At 73.1% G+C, this 22921-nt stretch carries 22 protein-coding genes; 11 read left to right on the top strand and 11 right to left on the bottom strand.

Annotated features, from left to right (window positions below; genetic code table 11):
* Positions 1-496: 496 nt before the first annotated feature.
* Positions 497-1291, top strand: coding sequence for a polyprenol monophosphomannose synthase (locus ACWGKT_RS29790; protein ID WP_453276120.1), 795 nt, complete (start codon positions 497-499; stop codon positions 1289-1291).
* Between the two features lie 53 nt (positions 1292-1344).
* Positions 1345-1908 (top strand): FxsA family membrane protein, encoded by a 564-nt coding sequence (gene fxsA, locus ACWGKT_RS29785; RefSeq protein ID WP_453276119.1) that lies wholly within the window; start codon positions 1345-1347, stop codon positions 1906-1908.
* A gap of 248 nt (positions 1909-2156) precedes the next feature.
* On the opposite strand, the gene ACWGKT_RS29780 is transcribed toward fxsA, so the two are convergent.
* From ACWGKT_RS29780 to yczE, 4 genes are all read right to left on the bottom strand, one after another.
* On the bottom strand, positions 2157-2531 hold the full coding sequence (locus ACWGKT_RS29780; RefSeq protein ID WP_003977404.1) for an RNA polymerase-binding protein RbpA: 375 nt from the start codon (positions 2529-2531) through the stop codon (positions 2157-2159).
* Positions 2532-2809: 278 nt separating this feature from the next.
* Positions 2810-4159, bottom strand: a complete 1350-nt coding sequence (locus ACWGKT_RS29775; RefSeq protein ID WP_453276118.1) for an MFS transporter — start codon at positions 4157-4159, stop codon at positions 2810-2812.
* Positions 4160-4220: 61 nt separating this feature from the next.
* The gene (locus ACWGKT_RS29770; protein WP_356144899.1) at positions 4221-4988 is read right to left on the bottom strand and encodes a glycerophosphodiester phosphodiesterase; all 768 of its coding nucleotides are present in this window, start codon (positions 4986-4988) and stop codon (positions 4221-4223) included.
* On the bottom strand, positions 4985-5638 hold the full coding sequence (gene yczE / locus ACWGKT_RS29765) for a membrane protein YczE (RefSeq protein ID WP_356144897.1): 654 nt from the start codon (positions 5636-5638) through the stop codon (positions 4985-4987). The genes ACWGKT_RS29770 and yczE overlap by 4 nt, the downstream gene beginning before the upstream one ends.
* 100 nt (positions 5639-5738) lie before the next feature.
* Here yczE and ACWGKT_RS29760 point away from each other — a divergent pair, with 100 nt between their 5' ends.
* A complete protein-coding gene (locus tag ACWGKT_RS29760) occupies positions 5739-7238 on the top strand; it encodes an SCO1417 family MocR-like transcription factor (RefSeq protein WP_453276117.1) in 1500 nt (499 codons plus the stop codon).
* Positions 7239-7250: 12 nt separating this feature from the next.
* On the opposite strand, the gene ACWGKT_RS29755 is transcribed toward ACWGKT_RS29760, so the two are convergent.
* Complete coding sequence (locus ACWGKT_RS29755; RefSeq protein ID WP_453276116.1) at positions 7251-8882, bottom strand: hypothetical protein; 1632 nt, start codon at positions 8880-8882, stop codon at positions 7251-7253.
* A 40-nt stretch (positions 8883-8922) separates the two neighbouring features.
* The gene (locus ACWGKT_RS29750; RefSeq protein WP_235455802.1) at positions 8923-9117 is read right to left on the bottom strand and encodes a hypothetical protein; all 195 of its coding nucleotides are present in this window, start codon (positions 9115-9117) and stop codon (positions 8923-8925) included.
* A 327-nt stretch (positions 9118-9444) separates the two neighbouring features.
* On the opposite strand from ACWGKT_RS29750, the gene ACWGKT_RS29745 reads away from it, so the two are divergent.
* The 5 genes from ACWGKT_RS29745 (at position 9445) to ACWGKT_RS29725 (ending at position 14994) form a co-directional block, all read left to right on the top strand.
* The gene (locus tag ACWGKT_RS29745; protein WP_235455801.1) at positions 9445-9837 is read left to right on the top strand and encodes an ankyrin repeat domain-containing protein; all 393 of its coding nucleotides are present in this window, start codon (positions 9445-9447) and stop codon (positions 9835-9837) included.
* 301 nt (positions 9838-10138) lie between these two features.
* Complete coding sequence (locus tag ACWGKT_RS29740; protein ID WP_453276115.1) at positions 10139-11557, top strand: HEAT repeat domain-containing protein; 1419 nt, start codon at positions 10139-10141, stop codon at positions 11555-11557.
* 139 nt (positions 11558-11696) lie between these two features.
* Complete coding sequence (locus tag ACWGKT_RS29735; RefSeq protein WP_453276114.1) at positions 11697-12824, top strand: glycosyltransferase family 4 protein; 1128 nt, start codon at positions 11697-11699, stop codon at positions 12822-12824.
* Positions 12821-14149 (top strand): glycosyltransferase, encoded by a 1329-nt coding sequence (locus ACWGKT_RS29730; RefSeq protein ID WP_453276113.1) that lies wholly within the window; start codon positions 12821-12823, stop codon positions 14147-14149. Before ACWGKT_RS29735 ends, ACWGKT_RS29730 begins: the two co-directional genes overlap by 4 nt.
* The gene (locus ACWGKT_RS29725) at positions 14146-14994 is read left to right on the top strand and encodes an SGNH/GDSL hydrolase family protein (RefSeq protein WP_453276112.1); all 849 of its coding nucleotides are present in this window, start codon (positions 14146-14148) and stop codon (positions 14992-14994) included. Before ACWGKT_RS29730 ends, ACWGKT_RS29725 begins: the two co-directional genes overlap by 4 nt.
* Before the next feature lie 4 nt (positions 14995-14998).
* Here the strand turns inward: ACWGKT_RS29725 and ACWGKT_RS29720 are convergent, their stop codons facing one another.
* From ACWGKT_RS29720 to ACWGKT_RS29700, 5 genes are read right to left on the bottom strand one after another with little or no spacing between them, the layout of a single operon-like run.
* Positions 14999-15868 carry a 5-oxoprolinase subunit C family protein gene (locus ACWGKT_RS29720; protein ID WP_453276111.1) on the bottom strand — a complete coding sequence of 290 codons (870 nt, stop codon included), beginning with the start codon at positions 15866-15868 and terminating at the stop codon, positions 14999-15001.
* Positions 15865-16482 carry a 5-oxoprolinase subunit B family protein gene (locus ACWGKT_RS29715; RefSeq protein ID WP_453276110.1) on the bottom strand — a complete coding sequence of 206 codons (618 nt, stop codon included), beginning with the start codon at positions 16480-16482 and terminating at the stop codon, positions 15865-15867. Before ACWGKT_RS29715 ends, ACWGKT_RS29720 begins: the two co-directional genes overlap by 4 nt.
* Positions 16479-17237 carry a LamB/YcsF family protein gene (locus ACWGKT_RS29710; RefSeq protein ID WP_453276109.1) on the bottom strand — a complete coding sequence of 253 codons (759 nt, stop codon included), beginning with the start codon at positions 17235-17237 and terminating at the stop codon, positions 16479-16481. Before ACWGKT_RS29710 ends, ACWGKT_RS29715 begins: the two co-directional genes overlap by 4 nt.
* 19 nt (positions 17238-17256) lie before the next feature.
* On the bottom strand, positions 17257-18087 hold the full coding sequence (locus ACWGKT_RS29705) for a putative hydro-lyase (protein WP_453276108.1): 831 nt from the start codon (positions 18085-18087) through the stop codon (positions 17257-17259).
* A complete protein-coding gene (locus tag ACWGKT_RS29700) occupies positions 18084-19403 on the bottom strand; it encodes an MFS transporter (RefSeq protein ID WP_453276155.1) in 1320 nt (439 codons plus the stop codon). The genes ACWGKT_RS29705 and ACWGKT_RS29700 overlap by 4 nt, the downstream gene beginning before the upstream one ends.
* Positions 19404-19631: 228 nt before the next feature.
* Here ACWGKT_RS29700 and ACWGKT_RS29695 point away from each other — a divergent pair, with 228 nt between their 5' ends.
* The 3 genes from ACWGKT_RS29695 to ACWGKT_RS29685 all read left to right on the top strand — a co-directional run bounded on the left by ACWGKT_RS29695 (position 19632) and on the right by ACWGKT_RS29685 (position 22904).
* Entirely contained in the window at positions 19632-20339 is a 708-nt protein-coding gene (locus ACWGKT_RS29695) for a GntR family transcriptional regulator (protein WP_453276107.1), read from the top strand.
* A gap of 128 nt (positions 20340-20467) precedes the next feature.
* The gene (locus ACWGKT_RS29690; RefSeq protein ID WP_356144874.1) at positions 20468-21994 is read left to right on the top strand and encodes a hypothetical protein; all 1527 of its coding nucleotides are present in this window, start codon (positions 20468-20470) and stop codon (positions 21992-21994) included.
* A gap of 31 nt (positions 21995-22025) precedes the next feature.
* On the top strand, positions 22026-22904 hold the full coding sequence (locus tag ACWGKT_RS29685; RefSeq protein WP_453276106.1) for a hypothetical protein: 879 nt from the start codon (positions 22026-22028) through the stop codon (positions 22902-22904).
* Positions 22905-22921 lie beyond the last annotated feature (17 nt).

Genomic DNA, 22921 nt, shown 5'->3' with positions numbered 1-22921 from the left:
GCATCCTCCGCACCGACCTGGAACGGGATGGTATTTGCGCAGGTCAAACGGCTGTTGACAGCCAGCCGCAGCGGGCCGGTAGGTTCGGCCGAGTCCACCGCCGGACGCCCGACCGGGGAGCTTTTGCACACTCGTCGCAGCGCCGCTGGGTCAGGGACGGTGTGCCGCACCGGGGCGCCGTCGCTGGGAGCCAGGCTCAGCGCCCGCGCCGACGGGGGAAGCTTCCGGCCGGTCGGGAGGTGTGACCCGGGTGGGGCCCGGACGCTCAGTAGACAACGGCTTTCGGTCGACCCGCAGCCAGCGGGCCCCAGGTCGGCCCGAAGGGCGTCGGGCCCCCATCCGTAGCGGCGCGCACGGCCGAACGGCGCGAAAAGCCGAAAAACTGCATTCTTACCCCGCTCTTGCGGAATCGACACCACCGTACGAACGTGCTGTCACGTCCGCGCAGGCCGCGGCCACTATGGTGGTCCCCTGCGTACGACACGAAGGGGCAGCAGTGAACGACGGCGACGGGACCCCCGCGGCACAGGCCCAGGAGAGGCAGTTCGGCCCGCTCGGCACGGCCTTGGTGATCATCCCGACCTACAACGAGGCGGAGAACATCAAGGCCATCGTCGGCCGGGTCCGCAAGGCCGTCCCCGAGGCGCACGTTCTCGTGGCGGACGACAACAGCCCCGACGGGACCGGAAAGCTCGCCGACGAGCTGGCCGCCGAGGACGACCACGTCCAGGTCCTGCACCGCAAGGGCAAGGAAGGCCTCGGCGCCGCCTACCTCGCCGGCTTCCGCTGGGGCCTGGACAACGGCTACGGCGTGCTCGTCGAGATGGACGCCGACGGTTCCCACCAGCCCGAGGAACTGCCCCGCCTGCTCACCGCCCTCAAGGGCGCCGACCTGGTGCTCGGCTCCCGCTGGGTGCCGGGCGGCCGGGTCGTGAACTGGCCCAGGTCCCGCGAGTTCATCTCCCGCGGTGGCAGCCTCTACTCCCGCCTGGCCCTGGACCTGCCGCTGCGCGACATCACCGGCGGCTACCGCGCCTTCCGCCGCGAGACCCTGGAGGGCCTCGGCCTCACCGACGTCGCCTCCCAGGGCTACTGCTTCCAGGTCGACCTGGCCCGCCGGGCGGTCAAGGCCGGCTTCCACGTCGTCGAGGTGCCCATCACCTTCGTCGAGCGGGAGCTGGGCGACTCCAAGATGAGCCGCGACATCCTCGTCGAGGCGCTGTGGCGGGTCACGGCCTGGGGCGTCGGCGAGCGGGTCGGAAAGATCACCGGCAAGGGCAGGCGGGCCTGACCTCGGGCCGCCCCCTTATCCCGCACTGAGCCGGGCCCAGGCACACTGGGTGCATGACGACTGGTGCTCCGACCCCTCCGCCTCGCACCCGACCCCGGCGCTCCCGGCTGCGCACGTTCCTGCCGCTGGGCATCGCCGCGTGGCTCGTGCTGGAGATCTGGCTGCTGACCGTGGTCGCGGGCGCGGCGAGCGGTTTCACCGTGTTCCTGCTCCTGGTGGCGGGCTTCGTCGCCGGTTCCGTGGTCATCAAGCGCGCCGGGCGCCGGGCGTTCCAGAGCCTCAACGAGGCCCTGCAGCGCGGCGGCTCCCCGGAGCGCGGCGGCGGCAACGGCTTCATGATGCTCGGCGGCCTGCTGATCATGATCCCCGGCCTGGTCTCCGACGCCGTGGGGCTGCTGCTCCTGCTGCCGCCCGTCCAGAAGGCCCTGAGTCGCTACGCGGAGCGCACCGTCGACCGCAAGCTCCGCCAGGCCGCCCCCGGAACCCTGGGCGACGCCTTCCAGCAGGTCCGCATCCACCGCCCCGACGGCAAGATCGTCCAGGGCGAGGTCATCAGGGAGACCGCGGCCGAGCCCGGCGACACCGCGTGGGAGCAGCGCCCGCCGCTGACCAGCTGAAACGCCGCGCGTACGGCTCGGCGCAGGTCGGCATCACTGAGCCCGTCCGGCGATTGAGGACGAGGCCTTTCGGGCCGAAGCGGGGGTCCGGGGGCGCAGCCCCCGGGAGGGCCGGCCACCCCCCACCCACCCGCGCCAAGAACCCCCACCCCCACCCACAACGAAACCGCGGGCGCCGTACGTCAACATCACGTACGGCGCCCGCGGTCAATCTCGTTGCGCTGTGTCGCGGCCCAGCCCCGCAGGGACTACGCGGACTTGCGGCTGTCCCGGGGGTGAACCGCGATGTTCATCGCCCCGGAGCGGAGAACCGCCAGGCGCTCCTCGAGGACCTCTTCGAGCTCCTCACGGGTGCGCCGCTCCATCAGCATGTCCCAATGTGTACGCGCGGGCTTGGCCTTCTTCTCCTCGGGGCCGTCGCCGTCCACCAGGAGTGCCTGGGCACCGCAGACCTTGCACTCCCACTCCGGCGGGATCTCCGCCTCGACCGAGAAGGGCATCTCGAAGCGGTGCCCCTTCTCGCATGCGTACTCCACGGCCTGGCGCGGGGCCAGGTCGATGCCGCGGTCCGTCTCGTAGCTGGTCACCACGAGGCGCGTACCGCGAAGAGCTCGCTCACTCATGAATCGTGCCTCCCGGGCTTGTCGCCCACAGGACAGGTGTCGCTGTCGTCGTCATCCGGTCAACGTCCGGTCGGCGGTAAAGATTCCCGTTCCGAGTCCCGTACCGGGTCATGCGTCGCCGTCGTAGCCGCCCCTTGTTGTACCCACCAGCGCCCGGTTTGTCACATCTGCTAGCAGATGTCACCCAGCGTTTCGGCTTCTTTGACGCGCAGTAACGGTACGCCTGGCAGGCCAAACGCGTACACTACCGCCCTTTCGCGTTGAGCGCTAAATCAGCGCTAAATCTTCTCCGGAACCGGGTTGCCCGCCGCGCCGATCGCCCGCCGCACCGGAACCCGCGCGAGCAGCACGAACCCGATGACGAAGAAGGCCACCAGCGAGATGATCGCGGAGCGGTAGCTGCCGGTCAGCTGATAGGTGACGCCGAACAGCAGCGGGCCCAGCCAACTCATGCCCCGGTCGCTCATCTCGTACGCCGCGAAGTACTCGGCTTCCTTGCCGGGCGGGACGAGATGCGAGAACAGGGACCGGGACAGCGCCTGGCTCCCGCCGAGCACCAGCCCGATCCCGGCGGCCAGCACGAAGAACCACATCGGCGCCCCGGCCGGCAGGAAGTATCCGGCCGCGAGCGTGACCGTCCAGGCGACCAGGGATCCGAGGATCGTGCGCTGAGCGCCGTAGGTCCGCGCCAGCCGCCCCATCGCCAGCGCGCCGGCCACCGCCAGCACCTGGACCAGCAGCACGGCCCCGATCAGCGTCGACTGCCCGAGCCCGAGCTCCTCGGAGCCGTACACCGACGCCTGGGAGATCACCGTCTGGATGCCGTCGTTGTAGATGAGGTAGGCGAGCAGGAAGGAGAGCGTCAGCGGATGCCGCCGCATGTCACGGACGGTGGCCGCGAGCTGCCGCAGACCGGGCGCGGTGGACTCGCGCGCCGGAGTCGACCGGCGGTCGCGCAGGCGGCGCAGCGGTACGAGGGTGAAGGCGCCCCACCACAGACCCGCCGACGCCAGGCAGATGCGGACCGCCGCCGTCTCGGAGAGGCCGAAGCTGTCGTGCGCGGAGTAGAGGACGAGATTGGCGACCAGGACGAGGGAGCCCGCCGCGTACCCGAACGCCCAGCCCCGCGAGGAGACCGCGTCCCGCTCCTCGGGCGGGGCGATCTGCGGCAGGTAGGAGTTGTAGAGCATCGTCGCCACGGACGACGCGGCGTTCGCGACGATCAGCAGCGCCCCGCCGAGCAGGTACCGGTCGCCGTCCAGGAAGAACATGACCGCCGTCGCCGCGGCCCCCACGTACGCGGCCGCGCCCAGGAGCGGCTTCTTGCGGCCCGTGCGGTCGGCGACGCTGCCCACCAGCGGCATCACCACCACGGCCACGATCACCGACAGGGACACGGTGTAGGCGAAGAACGAGCCCGCCCGGACCGGTATCCCGAGCGGATGCACGAAGCCGTCCGCGTCCGCCGCGTGCTCGGCGACCGAGGTCAGATACGGGCCGAGGAACACGGTGAGCACGCTCGTCGAATAGACGGAGCACGCCCAGTCGTAGAAGTACCAGCCGCGCTGCTCGCGCCGCCGTTCGGCGGCCTCGTCGGCCGCCACTGCCCGCACGGTTTCGGTGCCCACCCGTGCCCTCGCTTCCCCGCTGAAAGTGCCGTGCGAAGGCGTGGCCGGGCGGGTCGGGTGCTCAGACCCAGACGCCCCGGTCCTCCATGACCTTGCGCAACGTGTCGATGTGATCGGTCATGATGCCATCGACACCGAGGTCCAGGAGCCGGTGCATCCGCTCCGGTTCGTTGATCGTCCACACGTGGACCTGCAGGCCGAGCGCGTGAGCGGCGCGCACGAAGCGGTGGTCGACCACCGGGACGCCGGACTGCGACTCGGGCACCTGCGCGGCGACCGCCGACCGGCGCACCGCGGCGGGCAGCCCCCAGGAGCGCAGCCGCAGGCTGAGCACCCCGCGGACGCCGAACGACGTGGCCAGGCGCGGCCCGGCCAGCCGCTGGGCGCGCAGCACGCGCGCCTCCGAGAAGGAGCCCACGCACACCCGGTCCCAGGCGTCGGTGCGCTCGATGAGATCCAGCAGGGGCCGCAGGGCCGGCTCCGCCTTGGTGTCCACGTTCCAGCGCACGTCCGGGAACGTCTCCAGCAGCTCCTCGAAGAGGGGTACCGGCTCGCTGCCGCCCACGCGCGCCTGCCGCACGTCCTCCCACGGGAGGTCGCCGATCCGGCCCGCTCCGTCGGTGACCCGGTCCAGGGTGTCGTCGTGGAAGGCGACGAGCTTCCCGTCCGTCGTGGCGTGCACATCGGTCTCGATGTACCGGTAGCCCAGGTCGACCGCGCGGCGGAACTGCGCCACGGTGTTCTCCAGGCCGTCGGCGGCACCGCCTCGATGGGCGAAGGGTATGGGGCCGGGATGATCCAGGTACGGGTGGCGTATCAACGTGCTCACCGAGGCAGTATCACCCGTCCGGGTGTCCCCGTGGCAACGACCGTGCTGCCGTCGGATGCAGCCGGGACGGCGAAAACGCGCAGGAACAACTGGGCCAGCGGCCCGATCGACAGCGCGTACAGCACGGTGCCGACGCCGATGGAGCCGCCGAGCGCGAACCCGGTGGCCACGACCGCGACCTCGATGGCGGTCCGCAACAGACGGATCGAGGCACCGGTACGCCGGTGCAGCCCCGTCATCAGACCGTCGCGCGGACCCGCGCCGAACCGCGCCGCGATGTAGAGGCCGGTGGCCGCGCCGTTGAGCACGATTCCGGCGAGCAGCAGGGGGATCCGCACGGCGAAGGCGTGGGCCTCGGGCACGACGGCGAGCGTGCCGTCCATGACGATGCCGATCACGAAGACGTTGGAGACCGTGCCGAGACCCGGGCGCTGGCGCAGCGGGATCCACAGGAGCAGCACCACCGCGCCCACGATGATCAGGACGACCCCGATGGAGAGCCCGGTGCGTTCGGCGAGGCCCTGGTGCAGCACGTTCCAGGGCTCCAGACCCAGGCCCGCCTGGACGAGAAGGGCGGAACTCACGCCGTACAGCGCGAGTCCCGCGTACAGCTGGATCAACCGTCGCCCGAGACGGTCCTGTGTGGACAAGAGGTCCCCCCTGGTGGTGGTAGTGGCCTGGCTCGTGACACCATGTGGCTTGGGGATGAAGGCCATCCAGGGCCAATTCGGGGAAGGTGGACTGATCTGCATGGCGCAGTGGACTTCGGCGGTGGGTGCCGCACAGCTCGCCCGGCTGCTCACCTCCCAGCAGGAGCGGCCCGCCGGTCCCGGCAGCCGCCGCCCGCCCGCCTACCGCGCGCTCGCCGACGGCATCCGGCTGCTGGTGCTGGAAGGCAGGGTGCCGGTGGCCGCACGACTGCCCGCCGAACGCGAACTGGCCCTGTCGCTGTCCGTCAGCCGCACCACGGTCGCGGCGGCCTACGAAGCGCTGCGCACGGAGGGCTTCCTGGAATCCCGGCGCGGCGCGGGCAGTTGGACGGCGGTTCCGGCGGGCAACCCCCTGCCCGCCCGCGGCCTGGAACCCCTGCCGCCCGAGGCGCTCGGTTCGGTGATCGACCTCGGCTGCGCGGCGCTGCCCGCGCCCGAGCCCTGGCTCACCCGGGCCGTGCAGGGTGCCCTGGAGGAGCTGCCGCCGTACGCCCACACCCATGGCGACTACCCGGCCGGTCTGCCGGCCCTCCGCGCGATGATCGCCGAGCGCTACACCGCGCGCGGGATCCCCACCATGCCCGAGCAGATCATGGTCACCACCGGTGCCATGGGCGCGATGGACGCCATCTGCCACCTCTTCGCGGGCCGCGGCGAGCGCATCGCCGTCGAGTCACCCTCCTACGCCAACATCCTCCAGCTGATGCGGGAGGCCGGCGCCCGGCTCGTGCCGGTCGCCATGGCCGAGGGGCTGTCCGGCTGGGACGTGGACCGCTGGCGCCAGGTGCTGCGCGAGGCGGCCCCGCGGCTCGCGTACGTCGTCGCCGACTTCCACAACCCCACCGGCGCGCTGGCCGACGAGGACCAGCGGCGCCGGCTGGTGGACGCGGCCCGCTCCGCGGGCACGGTGCTGGTCGCCGACGAGACGATGAGCGAGCTGTGGCTGGACGAGGGCGTGGAGATGCCGCGGCCGGTGTGCGGCTTCGACCGCGCCGGCTCGACGGTGATCACCGTCGGCTCGGCCAGCAAGGCCTTCTGGGCCGGGATGCGCATCGGCTGGGTGCGCGCCGCCCCCGACGTGATCCGCAGCCTGGTCGCGGCCCGCGCCTACGCCGACCTGGGCACGCCGGTACTGGAACAGCTGGCCGTGAACTGGCTGTTCAGCACCGGGGGTTGGGAGCAGGCCGTGGACCTGCGCCGCGGCCAGGCCCGGGAGAACCGGGACGCCCTGGTGGCGGCGGTACGGCGCGAGCTGCCGGAATGGGACTTCGAGGTGCCCGCGGGAGGTCTCACCCTGTGGGTGCGGGCCGGGGGCCTGTCCGGGTCGCGGCTCGCCGAGGCGGGGGAGCGGGTCGGCGTGCGCGTACCGTCCGGGCCGCGCTTCGGCGTCGACGGCGCCTTCGAGGGCTATGTGCGGCTGCCGTTCACGGTCGGCGGAGCGGTGGCCGAGGAGGCGGCGGTCCGCCTGGCGGCGGCGGCCCGGCTGGTGGAGACGGGGGCGACGGGAGGGGCGGAGTCCCCTCGGACGTTCGTGGCGTAGCACCGCACCGGCTCAGGGTGCCGCTTCCAGCTCCGCTCCCGAAGCCTTGGCCACGACGGCCTCGGTGGGAACCGACTCGGTGGGGATCGCCTCGGCCGGGAGCGCGTCCGCGGGAATCGTCTCCGCGTCCGCCGGTGTCGTACGCGGCGGAAGCAGGGCCAGCACCGCCTGCCGGTCGGCGTCACTCGTGGCGTCGTCGTACGGGTCGGGGGTCGCCGGAACCTGGAGCCGGTGCACCGGGCCGTACCCCAGCCGCGCGTAGCCGCGTCCCGGCGGCACCTGCGCCAACGGCGTGGTGTGCGGCGGGGCGCCCAGGACCGCTTCCAACTGCTGAGGTGACGCGGGTCCGAGCACGACACGCGCGCGCGTGTGCTGCCGTACCGCGTCGCTCAACGCGTCCGCGCTGTCGAACTGCTCGGCCACCACCACGGTCACATTGGCCGCACGGCCGTGCCGCAGCGGAACCTGGAGCAGCGTCTGCGGATCCCGGCGGCCGTCCGTGGCGGCGAGGTGGGCGAAGACGCTCGGCCGGTCCAGCACGATCCACAGCGGCCGCCTGGTGTCGTCCGGCGGCGGGTGCCCCGCCTGCCGGGCCCGGTTGGCCGCGATGAGCCGCCGCTCGGTCTCGTGCGCGGCCCACTCCAGACTCGCCAGCGCCCCGGCCAGCCCGCACTCGACGGCCAGGACCCCGTCCCGGCCGGTCAGACAGGCGTACTCGCCGGTGCCGCCGCCCTCGACGATCAGTACGTCGCCGTACTGGAGCGCCTGGAGGGCGACCGAGCGCAGCAGGGTCGAGGTGCCGCTGCCGGGCTGGCCGAGGACCAGCAGGTGCGGCTCGGTGGAGCGGATGCCGGTGCGCCAGACGACCGGCGGCACGTCGCGCTGCTCCTCCCCGTAGGAGAGGGGGAGCGTGCGCTGGACCTCGGTGGGGTCGGTGAAGCCCAGGACGGTCTCGCCCGGCGCGGTGACGAAGCGCTGGGCGGCGATGTCGGTGGGCAGGGGCGCGAGGACGGCCACCGTGAGCTGGTTGGCCTCCTCGTCCCAGAAGAAGTGGTACTCCCGGCCCCGCCCGGCCTTCGCGGCGAGCAGGTGCTCGATCCGGGCGCGCTCTTCGGCCTCTCCGTCCGGGAAGTACGCGGGGTAGCGGATCACGAGGTGGGCGACCCGTCCCGCCTCGTCGAAGTCGTGGGTGGGGAAGGTCTTCTCCCACTCGCCGCCGTGGATGTACAGGGGCGCGGGGTCCTCGGCGACGGAGAAGTAGGGCACCAGGGCCTCGTACAGCGACCGCAGCCGCTCCGTCTGCGACTCGTCGGGGCCCTCCGGCTCCGACGCGGTGCGCTCCCGGCCCTGCCAGGCTGCCGCCGCCATCAGCGTGATGGCGGCGAGCAGCGGTCCGTACGGCAGGAGCGCCACGACCAGGACGAGCGTGGCCGCCAGGAACAGCAGCGGCCCGCGTTTGTCCTTGGGCGTGTCAGCCCACTTGCGCCGCCCGGCCGAGGCCAGCCGGCGCAGCCCGCGCGAGACGGTGATCAGCGGGTGGAGGACGTCCGTGGCGCTGTCGGCCGCCGTCCGGGCCAGCTCCCGGCTCCGGGCGATCTGCGCGCTGCCGTTGCTCAGAATGCGGGGGAGGGGGCGCCGGGCCACTGCTGTCTCCTGTTGGTGCGTACGGACGGGAGGGGCGGCGTCAGAACTTGATGCCGCCGAGCAGGCTCGCCAGGCTCTCGCCGCCTGCCTTGATGCTCGGCGCGATGGCCGTGCTGGCCAGGTAGAAGCCGAACAGGGATGAGACGCAGGCGTGCGATGCCTTCAGGCCGTCCTTCCGGAAAAAGAGGAAGACGATGATGCCGAGCAGGACGACGCCTGACATGGAGAGAATCATTTTCGGTCTCCTGGTGTCGAGGGGGGACAGTCACCATGAGTTCTTCCAGGATCACAGCATGTATCCATACGACAAAAGGTGCAACTGGGTGGATTTCCGAGGATTTCACCTGGTCGGCTGAGGGGTCCTGGCCCGGTCGGGCGGGGTCGCGCGCGTCCTGTGGGCGGGACCCCGCGCCCCGTGGGGTCAGTGGTGATCTTTACCTCGGGCATATCGAGTCATGTGCCGCGAGAGCCAGTACCCTGGCGTTTCACCCGTACGGCGGCAACCGCTCGCTGCCGTAGGCTCCCTCAGTCCCCGAAGTGCGCAGGAGAGGCGGTCCGGCCGATGAGCGAAGCCCCCGACCCCGAGGTCGTGGAGCTGGCGACGAAGATCTTCGACCTCGCCCGGCAGGGCGGGACCGAGGCGCTCGTGGCCTACGTCGACGCGGGCGTCCCGGCCAACCTCACCAACGATCGTGGCGACTCCCTCGTGATGCTCGCGGCCTACCACGGCCACGCGGACGCGGTGCGGGCGCTGCTCGCCCGGGGTGCCGAGGCAGACCGGATCAACGACCGGGGTCAGACCCCGCTCGCCGGGGCCGTCTTCAAAGGAGAGACGGAAGTGATCAAGACACTTCTGGAAGGCGGCGCAGATCCGGCTGCGGGTACTCCGTCGGCCATTGACACGGCGCGTATGTTCGGCAAGACGGAACTGCTCGAATTGTTCGGCGCACATTGATCCGAACGTCCTGACCAGGAACGACACGCAAAACGGGGGAGGCGGTAAAGGGCCGCCGGAAATACGGTCGCGGCAGGAGAAACCCGCGAGTCATCATGACGTCGTGATTCACGGACGCGATGGCTGGGCAGGTGTTGCCGCACCGCGCGGACCGTGATGCGGTCCGCATGGGCCACTGACGAGAGGCAGAGAGAAATGGTCTACAGCAAGCAAGAGACGGCGGGCGCCCCGACGTTGTGTCACGCGGCCAGGTAGTGCGTGTTCCCCGGTTGCGTCGACGCTTGATGTGAGGCTGTTTCCCATGTTCGATCCGGTCATAGCGCCCAGCGGTACGCTGCTCGGCCTGCTCCAGCGGGGCCGTGGCGACGGCACGCTGCACGCGCTCACCGCCCCCCGCGCCGAGGCGCTCGCGGCGCTGAACCACTGCGTGCTGCGCGACCCGCGCCACGACTGGCAGGTGGAGAACCGCTCCCTCTACTACGCCCGCCTGTACCTCGATCTGAGCGGCGAACTGGACGCCATCGAGGCCCACCTGTTCTGCGCCGAGGACGTCCTCGACACCGAGGAGTCCCGCACCGGCCTCGCCCTCGCCGTCCTCGGGCACCTCGCCTCGTACGGCAGGCGCGACGCCCTCGAACTGCTGCGCAGGTACGCGGGCTCCGGCTCCAACTGGGCCTGGGCGCTCGACGAGCTCGCCCTCAGGGACGACGACGCGGGCCTGCGCGCCCTCGCCGCCCCTGTCCTGGCCCGCTTCGCCACCGACGCCGAGGGCGAGGGCGAGCTGGCCGCCGCCGTCCGCGACGCCTTCGAGCCACGGCCCTGGCGGCTGTGGGCCGAGGATCCGCGCGAATCCGTCGCCACGCGCGTGCGTGCCGCCCAGGAGGCCGGCTGTTTCGACCGTTGGCAGCGGCAGCTGCGACCGAGCGGGCCCCGTCCGGGGTGGAGCGTGCGAGCGGTCTTCGAGTGGGCCCAGCAGGGCCTCGAACGCGGCGCCGCCCTGCATGTCCCGGCCGCCCGCTGTCTCGTCGCCGTAGCGGGCCCGGAGGACCGGCCGGAGATCGTCCAGGCCGCCAAGGACGGCACCGAGGGAGCCCGGTGCACCGCCCTGCGCTACCTCGCCGACAGCAACGACCCCGACGCCCTCGGCCTGATCGAGGCCGCCGTCGGCGACGGCACCACGCCGGTCGTGGAGGCCGCCGTCGACGCCTTCGAGCGGATGCGCAGCATCGCCGCCGTCGACCGGGCCCGGGGCTGGGCCCACCGGCCCGACGCCCTCGGCGCCGCCGCCGGACGTATGCTCGCCTGTCGCGGCGGAGCCCAGGACAGCGACCTGGTCCTCGGCGCCCTGCGCGAGGCCGTCCGGGGCGAGGGCCCCGACGCGCCGACCCTGTGGACCCTCGTCGACGGCACCGGACGGCTCGGCATCGCCTGCGCGGCCCCCGTCCTGCGCCACATCTATCGCGAGACGGCGTCGTCCCACCTACGGGGCCGCGCCGCCCGCGCCCTGTCCGCCACCGACCCCTCCTTCCCGGCGGGCTTCGCCGTCGAATGCCTCTGGGACTGCGAGGAGAGCACCCGCGAGCTCGCCGCCCGGCACGCCGAGACCGGTGACGCGCGGGTCGTCGAGCAACTCCGTCGGCTCGCCGCGGATCCGGCCGAGGAGGCCGAGGTCCAGACAGCCGTGCGTAGCCGAATCGCGTCGGACGGACCCGCCGTATGAACACGAGGTGACTCGTGGGTCAGGAAGTCATGGACGCGGTCTGACCTGCTCGGGTGTGCAGCGCAACGCTCATGGGACGTTTATCGTTCGGAAAGATCCACTTTGACGCGGCCACGTCCAGCGCGGCGACAACACCGGTATGCGTGTCGTCATCGTGACCGAATCCTTTCCCCCCGATGTGAACGGCGTGGCCCACTGCGCGCTCCAGACCGCCCGGCACCTCGTCGATCGCGGTCACGCTCCCCTCGTCGTCGCTCCGGCTCCCGCCCCCGGCAACAAGCCCGACGCCTCGGCGCCGTGCCCCGTTGTCCCTGTCCCCTCCCTTCCGCTCCCGGGCTACCCCCAGGTCCGCATCGCCCTCCCCAGCCGACGCCTCGCCGCCGCACTCATCGAGCACCGTGCCGATGTCGTGCACCTGGCCAGCCCCTTCATCCTCGGCGTCCGTGGCATGGCCGCCGCCGCCAAGCTCGGCATCCCGGCCGTGGCCGTCTACCAGACCGACCTGGCCGGATACGCCCGCACGTACGTGGGCGCCGGTGAGGCGGCGGCCTGGCGGCGCATACGCTCCGTCCACTCCGCCGCCGACCGGACCCTCGCCCCGTCCAGCGCCTCCCAGCAGGACCTGGAGGCACACGGCGTGCCCCGGGTCAGGCTGTGGCCCCGGGGCGTGGACACCGTCCGCTTCCGCCCCGACCTGCGCGACGAGGCCCTGCGCCGCGAACTCGCCCCCGACGGCGAGGTCATCGTCGGCTACGTCGGCCGGCTCGCCCCCGAGAAGCAGGTCGAGCTCCTGGCCGGTGCCTGCGGCCTGGAGGGCGTGAAGGTCGTGATCGTGGGCGACGGCCCCAGTCAGGCGCACCTGACCGAGGCGTTGCCGGGCGCGGTCTTCCTCGGCCGCCGCACCGGCTCCGACCTCGCCCGGATCTTCGCCTCGCTGGACGTCTTCGCGCACACCGGCCCCTTCGAGACCTTCTGCCAGACCGTGCAGGAGGCCATGGCCAGCGGTGTCCCCGTGATCGCGCCCGCCGCCGGCGGCCCGCTCGACCTGGTCGACCACGGCCGCACCGGCTTCCTGGTCCCGCCGCGCGACGGCGACGCCGTACGCGACGCGGTGGCGACCCTGGCCACCGACCGGGGCCTGCGGACCGCCTTCGGCGCCACCGCCCGCGCGACGGTCGAGGGACGCACCTGGGCCGCCGTGGGCAACCAACTGATCGCCCACTACGAGGACGTCCTCGCCCACCGCCGGGCGGTGGTCGCGGCATGACCGGCGACTCCCTGCGCATCGTCCGGCTCGCCAACTTCGTCGCCCCCGCCTCGGGCGGCCTGCGCACGGCCCTGCGTGAACTCGGCAAGGGCTTCCAGGCGGCGGGCCACGAATCGGTGCTGATCGTGCCCGGCGAGCGGTTCTCCGACCGGGACACCGAGCAGGGCCGGGTCATCACCCTGCCCGGCCCGCTGCTGCCGGGCACCGGCGGCTACCGCGTCCTCACCGACAAGCGGCGCGTCGCCACCCTGCTGGAGCGCCTCGCCCCGGACCGCCTCGAGGTCTCCGACCGCACGACGCTGCGGTGGACCGGCCGGTGGGCCCGGCGCGCCCGGGTCCCCGCCGTGATGGTCTCCCACGAGACCGCCGACGGTGTCCTGCGCACCTGGGGCCTGCCGGAGAACCTGTCCCGGCGCGCCGCCGACGCCCTCAACATCCGTACGGCCCACACGTACTCGCGGATCGTGTGCACCACGGAGTTCGCCGAGCGGGAGTTCGTCCGCATCGGCGCGCGGAACGTCGTACGGGCCCCGCTGGGCGTGGATCTCATGCAGCGGCACCCCGCGCTGCGCGACCCCGAGCTGCGCGCCCGGCACGCGCGCCCGGACGAGGCGCTGCTGGTGATGTGCTCCCGGCTGTCCGTGGAGAAGCGGCCCGGCACGGCGCTCGACGCGCTGGAGGCGCTGGTACGGCGCGATCGGCGCGTGGTTCTCGTGGTGGCCGGCGACGGACCGCTGCGGGTACGGCTGGAGCAGCGGGCGCGTGAGCGCGGGCTGCCGGTGACCTTCCTCGGGCACGTGGCCGACCGGGGCGAGCTGGGCGCGCTCCAGGCCTCCGCCGACGTCGCCCTGGCCCCCGGGCCCGCCGAGACCTTCGGGCTCGCCGCGCTGGAGGCCATGGCCTGCGGCACGCCCGTGGTGGCCAGCGCGTCGTCCGCGCTGCCGGAGGTGATCGGATCCGCGGGCGCCACGGCGGCCGACCACGGCGCCGCCTTCGCGGACGCCGTCGAGATGCTCCTGGAACGCCGGGAGCACGAGCGCCGTGAGGCCGCACGCGCGCGTGCGGAGTGCTTCGGCTGGGGCGCGGCGGTCGAGGCGTTCCTCGCGGCGCACGACGCATCCGTGCTGTCGGAGGGCGCGGGGGACGATACGACGGCGCAGTCCCGTCGTGGCGCGGAGGACGCGACGACATCGTCCCGTCGTAGCGCCGACGACACGACGGCACTGTCCCGTTCCGTCGCCCACGACACGACGGCACCGTCCCGTCCCGCCACGGACGGAACGTCGGCACCGTCCCGTCGCGTCGTCCCGGAGGGCGTCGTATGAGACCCGTCCGCTTCGTGGCCCTCGGGGACTCGCTCACCGAGGGAGTGGGCGACCCCGCCGGCGAGGGGTGGCGCGGCTGGGCCGCGCTGCTGGCCGGCGGACTCTCCGGGGACTCGGTCGACTTCACCAACCTCGCGGTCAGCGGGGCGCAGACGCGGGACGTCCTGGAACGCCAAACCCCGGCCGCTCTCGACCTCCGCCCGGACGTCGCGTCCGTCGTCATCGGCGTCAACGACACCCTGCGCTGCACGTTCGACATCCACGCGGTGGCCGCGAACCTCGACAAGGCCTACGCGGCGGTCACCGGGCAGGGCGCGGTCCTGCTCACGGCGTGCCTGCCCGATCCCGGCTCGATGCTGCGGCTCCCGGGCGCCCTGGCCCGCCCGCTGGCGCGCCGGCAACGGGCGGTCAACGCCGTGGTGCACGCGCTCTCGGAGCGGTACGGGGCGGTCCACCTGCACGCCAGTGAGGGCGCGTGGCTCGCCGACCGCGCCATGTGGAGCGCGGACCGGCTGCACCCGGGCGAGCGCGGCCACCGGCAACTGGCCCTGCGTTTCCACGCGCTGCTCGCCAAGGCGGGCGTCGCCAAGGGCAAGGCACCCTCGCCCGAGCCGGAGTTCCCCGTGCCCACCAAATCGGCGAGCCTGCTGTGGCTGGCCACCGCCGGCACCGCCTGGGTGATCCGGCGCTGCACCGACCTGCTGCCGCAGCTGCTGAGGCTGGCCCTCGACGAGATGCGGCACCGCGCCCGGGGCACCAGCGCCCGCCTCGACCTGCGCACCTCCGCCGCGGTCTCGTCGGCACTGGCCGCCCTCACGGTCGCGGAGCGGCCGGACGCCGCATGACGGCTCAGCGCCGGCGCACGGCCACGAAGCGGACCGGGGTACCCGGTACCGCCTGCGCCGCGGCCGGGAGGTCGGCGGCGCGGACCACCGCGACCACCGGGTAGCCCCCGGTGGTCGGGTGGTCGGCCAGAAAGATCACGGGACGGCCGTCCGGCGGCACCTGGACGGCGCCGAGGACCATCCCCTCACTGGGGAGTTCGCCGGGACGGGCCCGCTCCAGGGCGGGCCCTTCCGTGCGCAGCCCGATGCGGTTGCTCGCGGAGGACACCCGGTAGGTCCGCGCGGTGAGGTCCCGTACGGCTCGGGGCGTGAACCAGTCGTGGCGCGGGCCCGGCGTCACGCGCAGGACGAGTTCGGCCGGCGGCATCGGCTGCGGGACGACGTCCACGCGCGCGTGCTGGCCGGCCGCGGCGCCCAGGGGTAGCACCGCGCCGTCCGTGAGCGGCGCCGGGCCGAGGCCGGACAGCAGGTCCGTGGACCGGCTGCCCAGAACCGGTTCGACGGCGATGCCGCCGTTGAAGGCCACGTAACTCCGCACCCCCGCGACCGCTCCACCCACCTCCAGTACCTCCCCGGCCGGGACCACGACCGGGCCGCCCCAGGCCGCAGGGCGGCCGCCGACGGTGACCGGGCACGGGGCTCCGGCGACCGCCACGATGACCGTCGACCGGGGCCGCAGGGCACAGCCGTCGAGGGTCGTCTCCAGCACGGCGGCGTCCGGCGGATTGCCCACCAGCCGGTTGGCGAGCGCCGCCGCGGGAGCGTCGAGCGCCCCGGACCGGGGAACTCCGAGGTGGGCGTGCCCGGGCCGCCCCCGGTCCTGCACCGTGGTCAGCGCCCCGGCCCGTACGACGACCAGGGCACGATCCGTCATACGTCACCCACCGGTACGAAGCGGACGCGCGCACCGGGTGACAGCAGCGCGGTCGGCACGCGCGCGTGGTCCCACAGGACCGCGTCGGTCGTACCGATCAGCTGCCAGCCGCCCGGCGACGAGCGCGGGTACACGCCCGTGTACGGGCCCGCGAGGGCCACGGCCCCGGCGGGCACGGCCGTGCGCGGAGTGGCCCGGCGCGGCACGTCCCGCCCGGCGGGAAGGCCGGTGAGGTAGCCGAACCCGGGGGCGAACCCGCAGAAGGCGACCGTGAATTCGGTGGCCGCGTGGATACGGGCCACCTCCTGCTCCGGCACCCGCCAGTGGGCGGCGACCTCGGCGAGGTCGGGGCCGTCGTAGCGCACCGGGAGCTCGATCACCTCACGCGCGCGTGGGGGAGTGGGCGGCACTTGGGAGGCGGTCAGTTCGGATGCCCAACGAACCGGGTCGTCGAGGCCGTCGAGCAGCACCGTACGGGCCGCCGGGACGATCTCCCGGACGACCAGCGAGCCCTCCGCGCGGCGGCGCAGCAGGTCCGCGTGCAGCGCCTGGGCCTCCTCGCCCGTGGACACCTCGACGAGCAGCCCCCTGTCGCCGACGGGCAGCGCCCTCATGCGAAGGCCTCCACCCGCACGCCCGACGCGACCAGCCGCTCGCGCACCCGGCGGGCCAGCTCGACCGCGCCCGGCGTGTCCCCGTGCAGGCAGAGCGAGCGGGCGCGCACCTCGATACGCGCACCGGAGTGCGTGGTGACCGCGCCCGAGCGCGCCAGATCCACCGAGCGCTTCACGACCGCCGCCGGATCGCTGAGCACAGCGCCGTCCTGCCCGCGCGGCACCAACGTGCCCTCCTCGGTGTACGCGCGGTCCGCGAACGCCTCCGTGACGGCCGGCAGTCCGGCCTTCTGCGCCCGTTCCAGCAGGCGCGAGCCGGGCAGCCCGAGGACGGGGAGCGAGGTGTCCGCGAGGAGCACGCCGTCGATCACCGCCCCGGCCTGCTCCGGGTCGTGCACGACCCGGTTGTAGAGCGCGCCGTGCGGCTTCACATAGGCCACGCGGGCGCCCGCCGCACGCGCGAAGACCTCGAGGGCGCCGATCTGGTAGGCCACTTCGGCCGCCAGCTCGGCGGGCGGCACGTCCATCGCGCGCCGCCCGAACCCCGCCAGGTCCCGGTAGGACACCTGCGCGCCGATCGTCACGCCGCGCTCGGCCGCCAGCTCGCACACCCGGCGCATGGTCGCCGCGTCCCCGGCGTGGAAGCCGCAGGCCACGTTGGCGCTGGTGACCACGGACAGCAGTCGCTCGTCATCGGTCAGCCGCCAGCGGCCGAAGCCCTCGCCGAGATCGGCGTTCAGATCGATCGAGGTCATGGATCTTCCGTGTCTCCTGTCAGGCCACGCGGTACTGCTCGTCGCGGGCGTCCGTGAGGAACATCTGTCCCGGCGCGTGGGTGATCGCGAACGGCGGGCGCGAGGCCATCACCGCGGCCTGCGGGGTGACCCCGCAGGCCCAGAACACCGGGATGTCGTCCGGGCCGACGTCCACCGCATCCCCGAAGTCGGGGCGGCCGAGGTCGTCGATGCCGAGCGCCGAGGGATCGTCGCAGTGCACGGGACCGCCGTGCACCGCCGGGAACAGGCTGCTCTCCCGGATCGCGGCCGCCAGGTGCTCCGGCGGCACCGGGCGCATGGACACCACCAGCGGCCCGCTCAGCCGCCCCGCCGGCCGGCACTGGCGGCCGGTCACGTACATCGGGACGTTGCGGCCCTGTTCGACGTGCCGGATGGGGACGCCGGCCCCGGCCAGGGCCCACTCGAAGGTGAAGCTGCAGCCGATCAGGAACGACACCAGGTCGTCGCGCCAGTGGGCGCGCGCGTCCGTCGGCTCGTCCACCAGTTCCCCGTCCTGCCACACCCGGTAGCGCGGCAGGTCGGTGCGCAGGTCCGCGTCCTCCGCGAGCACGGTGGTCCAGGAGCCGGCGTCCGTGACGTCGAGCACCGGACAGGGCTTGGGGTTGCGCTGGCAGAACAGCAGCATGTCGTAGGCCCAGTCGGCGGGCACCGAGATCAGGTTGGCCTGCGTGTGGCCCGCCGCGACCCCGGCCGTGGGGCCCGCCAGACCCTCCCGGCAGCGGGCCCGCGCGGTTTTCGCGCTCCACGCGTGCGCGTGCTCGTCGACGAGGGTCAGGGGGCGGTCCTCGGTACGGTTCGCTCCGGTCACGCCAGTTCCCTTCCGCGCGTCTCCGGCAGCCCGAAGAGCGCCAGCGCCGCGATGCCGTACCCGATCGCGCCGAAGACCAGCGCGCCGCCCACACCCCAGCTGTCGGCCAGGAAGCCCACCAGGGTCGGGAAGACGGCGCCCACGGCGCGGCCGGTGTTGTACGTGAACCCCTGTCCCGTGCCGCGTACCTCCGTCGGGTACAGCTCGCTCAGGAAGGAACCGAAGCCGCTGAAGATCGCCGACATGCAGAACCCGAGCGGGAAACCGAGCACCAGCAGCAGGGTGTTGGCGCCGCTCGGGATGTTCGCGTACGCCAGGATGCACAGCGCCGACAGCAGGGCGAACAGCCAGATGTTGCGGCGCCGGCCGAGCCGGTCGGTGAGGTAGCCGCCGGTGAGGTAGCCCAGGAAGGCGCCCGAGATCAGGAAGGTCAGATATCCGCCGGTGCCGACGACCGACAGGCCGCGCTCGGTCTTGAGGTACGTCGGCACCCAGGTCGCCAGCGTGTAGTAGCCGCCCTGCACACCGGTGGACAGCAGACCCGCGAAGACCGTCGTGCGCAGCAGACCCGGCGCTTCGGCCGTACCCGGCCGGAAGATCGCCGCGAACGAGCCCCGCCGCGCGCTCTGTTCGCGCACCGCCGTCGCCCCCGGGGCGTCGTGCACCCGGCGGCGCAGCCACACCACGAGCAGCGCGGGCAGCGCGCCGGTCCAGAACATCACGCGCCAGGCCCAGTCGTCGCCGACGTGGGTGAAGACCAGCGTGTAGACGAGCGCGGCGAGCGCCCAGCCCACGGCCCACGAGCTCTGGATCGCGCCGAGGGTACGGCCCCGGTTCTTGGCGCTCGCGTACTCGGCGACCAGGATCGCGCCGACCGCCCACTCGCCGCCGAAGCCGAGGCCCTGGAGGGCGCGGAACACCAGCAGCGTCTCGTAGTCGGGCGCGAAGCCGCAGGCCACGGTGAACACCGCGTAGGTGATCACCGTGATCATCAGCGCCCTGACCCGGCCGACCCGGTCCGCGAACACGCCCGCCGCGGCGCCACCGATCGCGGAGACCACCAGCGTGACGGTGGTGAACAGGCCGGTCTGGCCGCTGTCCAGGCCGAAGTACGCCGCCAGCGTGACCATGCTGAGCGGCAGGGTGAAGTAGTCGTAGGAATCCAGGGCATATCCGCCGAAGGCACCCGCGAAGGCGCGGCGGCCGCCGGGGCCGAGGTCGTGCAGCCATCCCAAGGCGCCGCCGTCGGCGCCGCGTTCACCCGCGCCGGTCCTGGCGTCGGAGGGAAGGGCCTGAGGTGGAGGGGTCGAGCTCATGGGCACCTCGCAGATGAGGGACGGAGGGTGCGGGAACGGAGCCGCGTCGAGAGCCGTGCCGTGCGGGAGTTGTGCGCAGGAGTCGTGCCGTACGGGGTCGTGCCGTGCGGGGTCGTACCGGGTCGTGCCGTGCAGGGGTCGCGCCGTGCGGAGCACCGTAGAGGATCGTTCAACGATCCTTCAATACCCGTGTTGTTTCGTCCTGGTGTCTGCGGTTGAATTCCGGGCATGGCAGAGCAGCTGACGGGACTGGCCGACGACCGTGCCCTCCTGGGCCGTACGAGCACCGCCGAGCGTGTTTCGGACATCCTCAGAAGCCGCGTCGCCGAGGGCTATTTCCCGCCGGGCACCCGGCTGTCGGAGGACAGCATCGGAGGGGCGCTCGGCGTCTCCCGCAACACGCTGCGCGAGGCGTTCCGGCTGCTCACCCATGAGCGCCTGCTGGTCCACGAGCTCAACCGGGGCGTGTTCGTCCGGGTCCTGACCGTCGAGGACGTCGAGGACATCTACCGCACCCGCGCCCTCGTCGAGTGCGCCGTCGTGCGCGGGCTGGGCGAGCCGCCCTACGCGCTGGAGGGGCTCGCCTCCGCGGTCACCGCGGGGCAGCTGGCGTCCGTCGAGAATGACTGGAAAGGACTGGGTACGGCCAATATCCACTTCCACCGGGAACTGGTCGCCCTGGCCGGCAGCGAACGCACCGACGAGCTGATGCGCAGCGTCTTCGCCGAGCTGCGGCTTGCCTTCCACGTCGTGGACGACCCGCGCCGGCTGCACGAGCCGTACCTCGCGCGCAACCGGCAGATCCTGCAGGCGCTCCAGGCCGGCGACCGGCGCGAGGCGGAGAGGCTGTTGGAGACCTACCTCACGGACTCGCTGGAGAGGGTCGTGGAGGTCTACCGGCGCCGGGTCGGCGAGGACGGCCCTGGCACGGACTGACACCGCCGGCGAGGGCCGGTCGGAGCACCGGCCGCCCGTCAGGACCGACGCCCTCTCGCGCCGCTGTGACGCCCGTCGCTTCTGCGTCGTTTGGGTCGTTGTCAGACCGAGGATTTAGTCTGTGCACCGTGACTTCGCCTGCGCCGACGGACAGCGTTCCGCCCCAGTTCACCGCGGTGCCGCGCCCGGCTCCGGGCCCGGCCGCCGACGAGGGACTGGCGCGGCGGCTGCGCGCGCTCGCCTGCACGGCACCGCTGCACGACCTCGACGCGCGCAAGGCGAACCTCGCGGGCGAGTACTCGGTCTACGGCATGGCCGAGGTGGCACTCGCCGCCATCGACCTCGTCACCCTCAACATGGACTTCGACACGGGCGCCGACCACGAGCAGATAGTGGCGAGGCTCATCCCGCGCATCGCCGCCCAGGCCCCGCGACGGCCTGTCGCCGAGCACGAACGCGTCGCCCGCTGGGTCCTGGAGAACCTGATCAACGTCGGCAGCGTCGACCGCGGTTTCCGCGCCGTGTACGGCACGTTCGCGCCGGACGGCACCTATGTCCGCCGTGACTACGACTTCAAGCTGATCGAGGAGGTCCCGGGCCCCGGCGGCACCGTCTACCTCCGGACGACCGACGAGGCGGTCAACGTCCTCGTCGGCGCCCTGGACACCGACGTCACCAGCGCCCAGATCGCCGCCGAGGTCAAGCTGGAGGTCCTGATCAACCGGGGCCGCCTCGCGGACGCCCAGCTCGCCGCGGAGCAGGCCCGCTACCGCACCGTGCAGTACTCGGAGACCCTGCGCCGGGCCCTGGACGCGACCCGGCGCAACGTCCGGGCCGTGGACTGGCTCAACGCCGTGCCCGACATGATCGCCGAGGCCCTGGACCACGTCGCCGACCGGTACCGCCACGAGAACGCGATCCTCACCAACATCCGCCGGGCCCGCGACGAGACCGAGGACTCCGAGCACAAGCGCCGCGCCGCCGAGCTGGTCGACATCGTCAAGGACTGCATCCGGCGGCACACCCAGCTCCAGTCCCGACTGCTGGAGGCCGGCCCGCTGTTCCGCGCCGAGCAGGACCGGCAGGCCTTCGCCACGCCGATGACCACGTCCGGGATCGACCTGTACGGACACCTCGTCGCGCCGGTGCTGCCGCTGCCCCTGGAGCAGGCGGTCCGCGTCACCGACGCGTTCTTCGCGCGCGGGACGGGCCTGCGCACGCCGGTGTCGGTCCGGGTCGGCGACCTCGTCGACATACTGCTGACCCCGCCCCTGGAGCGCGAACACCTGGGCGCAGAGATGCCCGAGCCGGACCTGATCGCGACCCCGGACGACAGCCGGTTCAGCGACGAGCAGCTGGCGGCCGCGACGGAGCTGCTGGACCTCCCGGCCGACGCGCCCCGCCGGCTGTCGGGACTGCTCGCGCAGGCGCGCCGCCAGGACCCCGATCTGCCGTACCTGGTGGCCCTGCTGGCGGTCCACGCCGCCAGCCCCCCGGTCGGCACCGCCTACCGGCAAGGCGAGGAGAAGCTGCTCTTCGCCGTGGACGACGGGACGGAACTGGACGACCCCGAGTTCGGCGGTGCCGACCTCATCGTGGGCACAGCCCTGCTGGACGCCGCGGGGATGGCGGCGGACCGGACGGAAGCAGCATGAGTGAACGAGAACGCGACAAGGAGCCGAAGCCGTGACCGAGCACGTCGACTGGAGTGAGCCCGAGCCCGCCGCCGCGCCGGCCGGCTCCGCCGTCACGCCCGCCGACGCCGCCGACGCGGCGAGACTCGTCGCCTTCGGGCTCCAGCCCAAGCTGCAGCCCGCGCGGGACCAGGAGTACACCGAGCTGCTCCGCCGCTACCGGGAGGACCCGGCGTTCGCGCGGCTCGCGGACGCCGTCGCCGCCGGTCTGGGGCTGGTCGTCCTCGAAGTGTCCCCGCGCGCGGGGATGGCCGTGACGGCGGCCGAGAACTCGGTGTTCGCCGTGCGCATGGGCGACTACGCGCGTCGCGCCTCCTCCGACTCGGGCGACCGGTTCCTGCACGGGCTGGCCCATCTCGCCCTCGCCGCCCTGGCATTCCCCCGGCCCGAGGACCTCGCCGACGACGGCTACATCGGCCGGGTCACCGTCAACGGCGTGGACGCCTTCGTCCGGCAGGCCTGCCGACGCCTGGAGGAGCGGGCCGAGGAACAGGGCGAGAACACCGACCCGGCCACCGACGCACCCGGCCTGGAGGCCGCCTGGCGGATCTGGGTCAGACGCAGCGCGACCGGCGCCACCAAGGACGCCCGCCGGCTCGCCGGGTCGACGACCGGCATCGTCGGCAAGGCGGCCGCCTTCCTCACCGACTCGGGCTTCCTGCAGCGCACCGGCGACGACCACGGCGGCACCTACCGCACGACGGCCCGCTACCAGCTCCAGGTCCGCGACATGGCGGGCAGCGCCGCCATGGCCGAGCTCCTCGACCTGGGCGTCGTCCCGGTCACCGACGGCAGCGCCAGCCTGCTGCCCGCCGAGGACACCGACGACCTCGACCTGGTCGCCGACGCGGGGCTGCCGTTCCACTCCTGAGGGCCTCGGCCACCGTA

The organism is Streptomyces sp. NPDC054794 (genome assembly GCF_053611585.1).
Note: the sequence above shows the minus strand (reverse complement) of the source record. Positions and strands in the feature narration are given on the sequence as shown.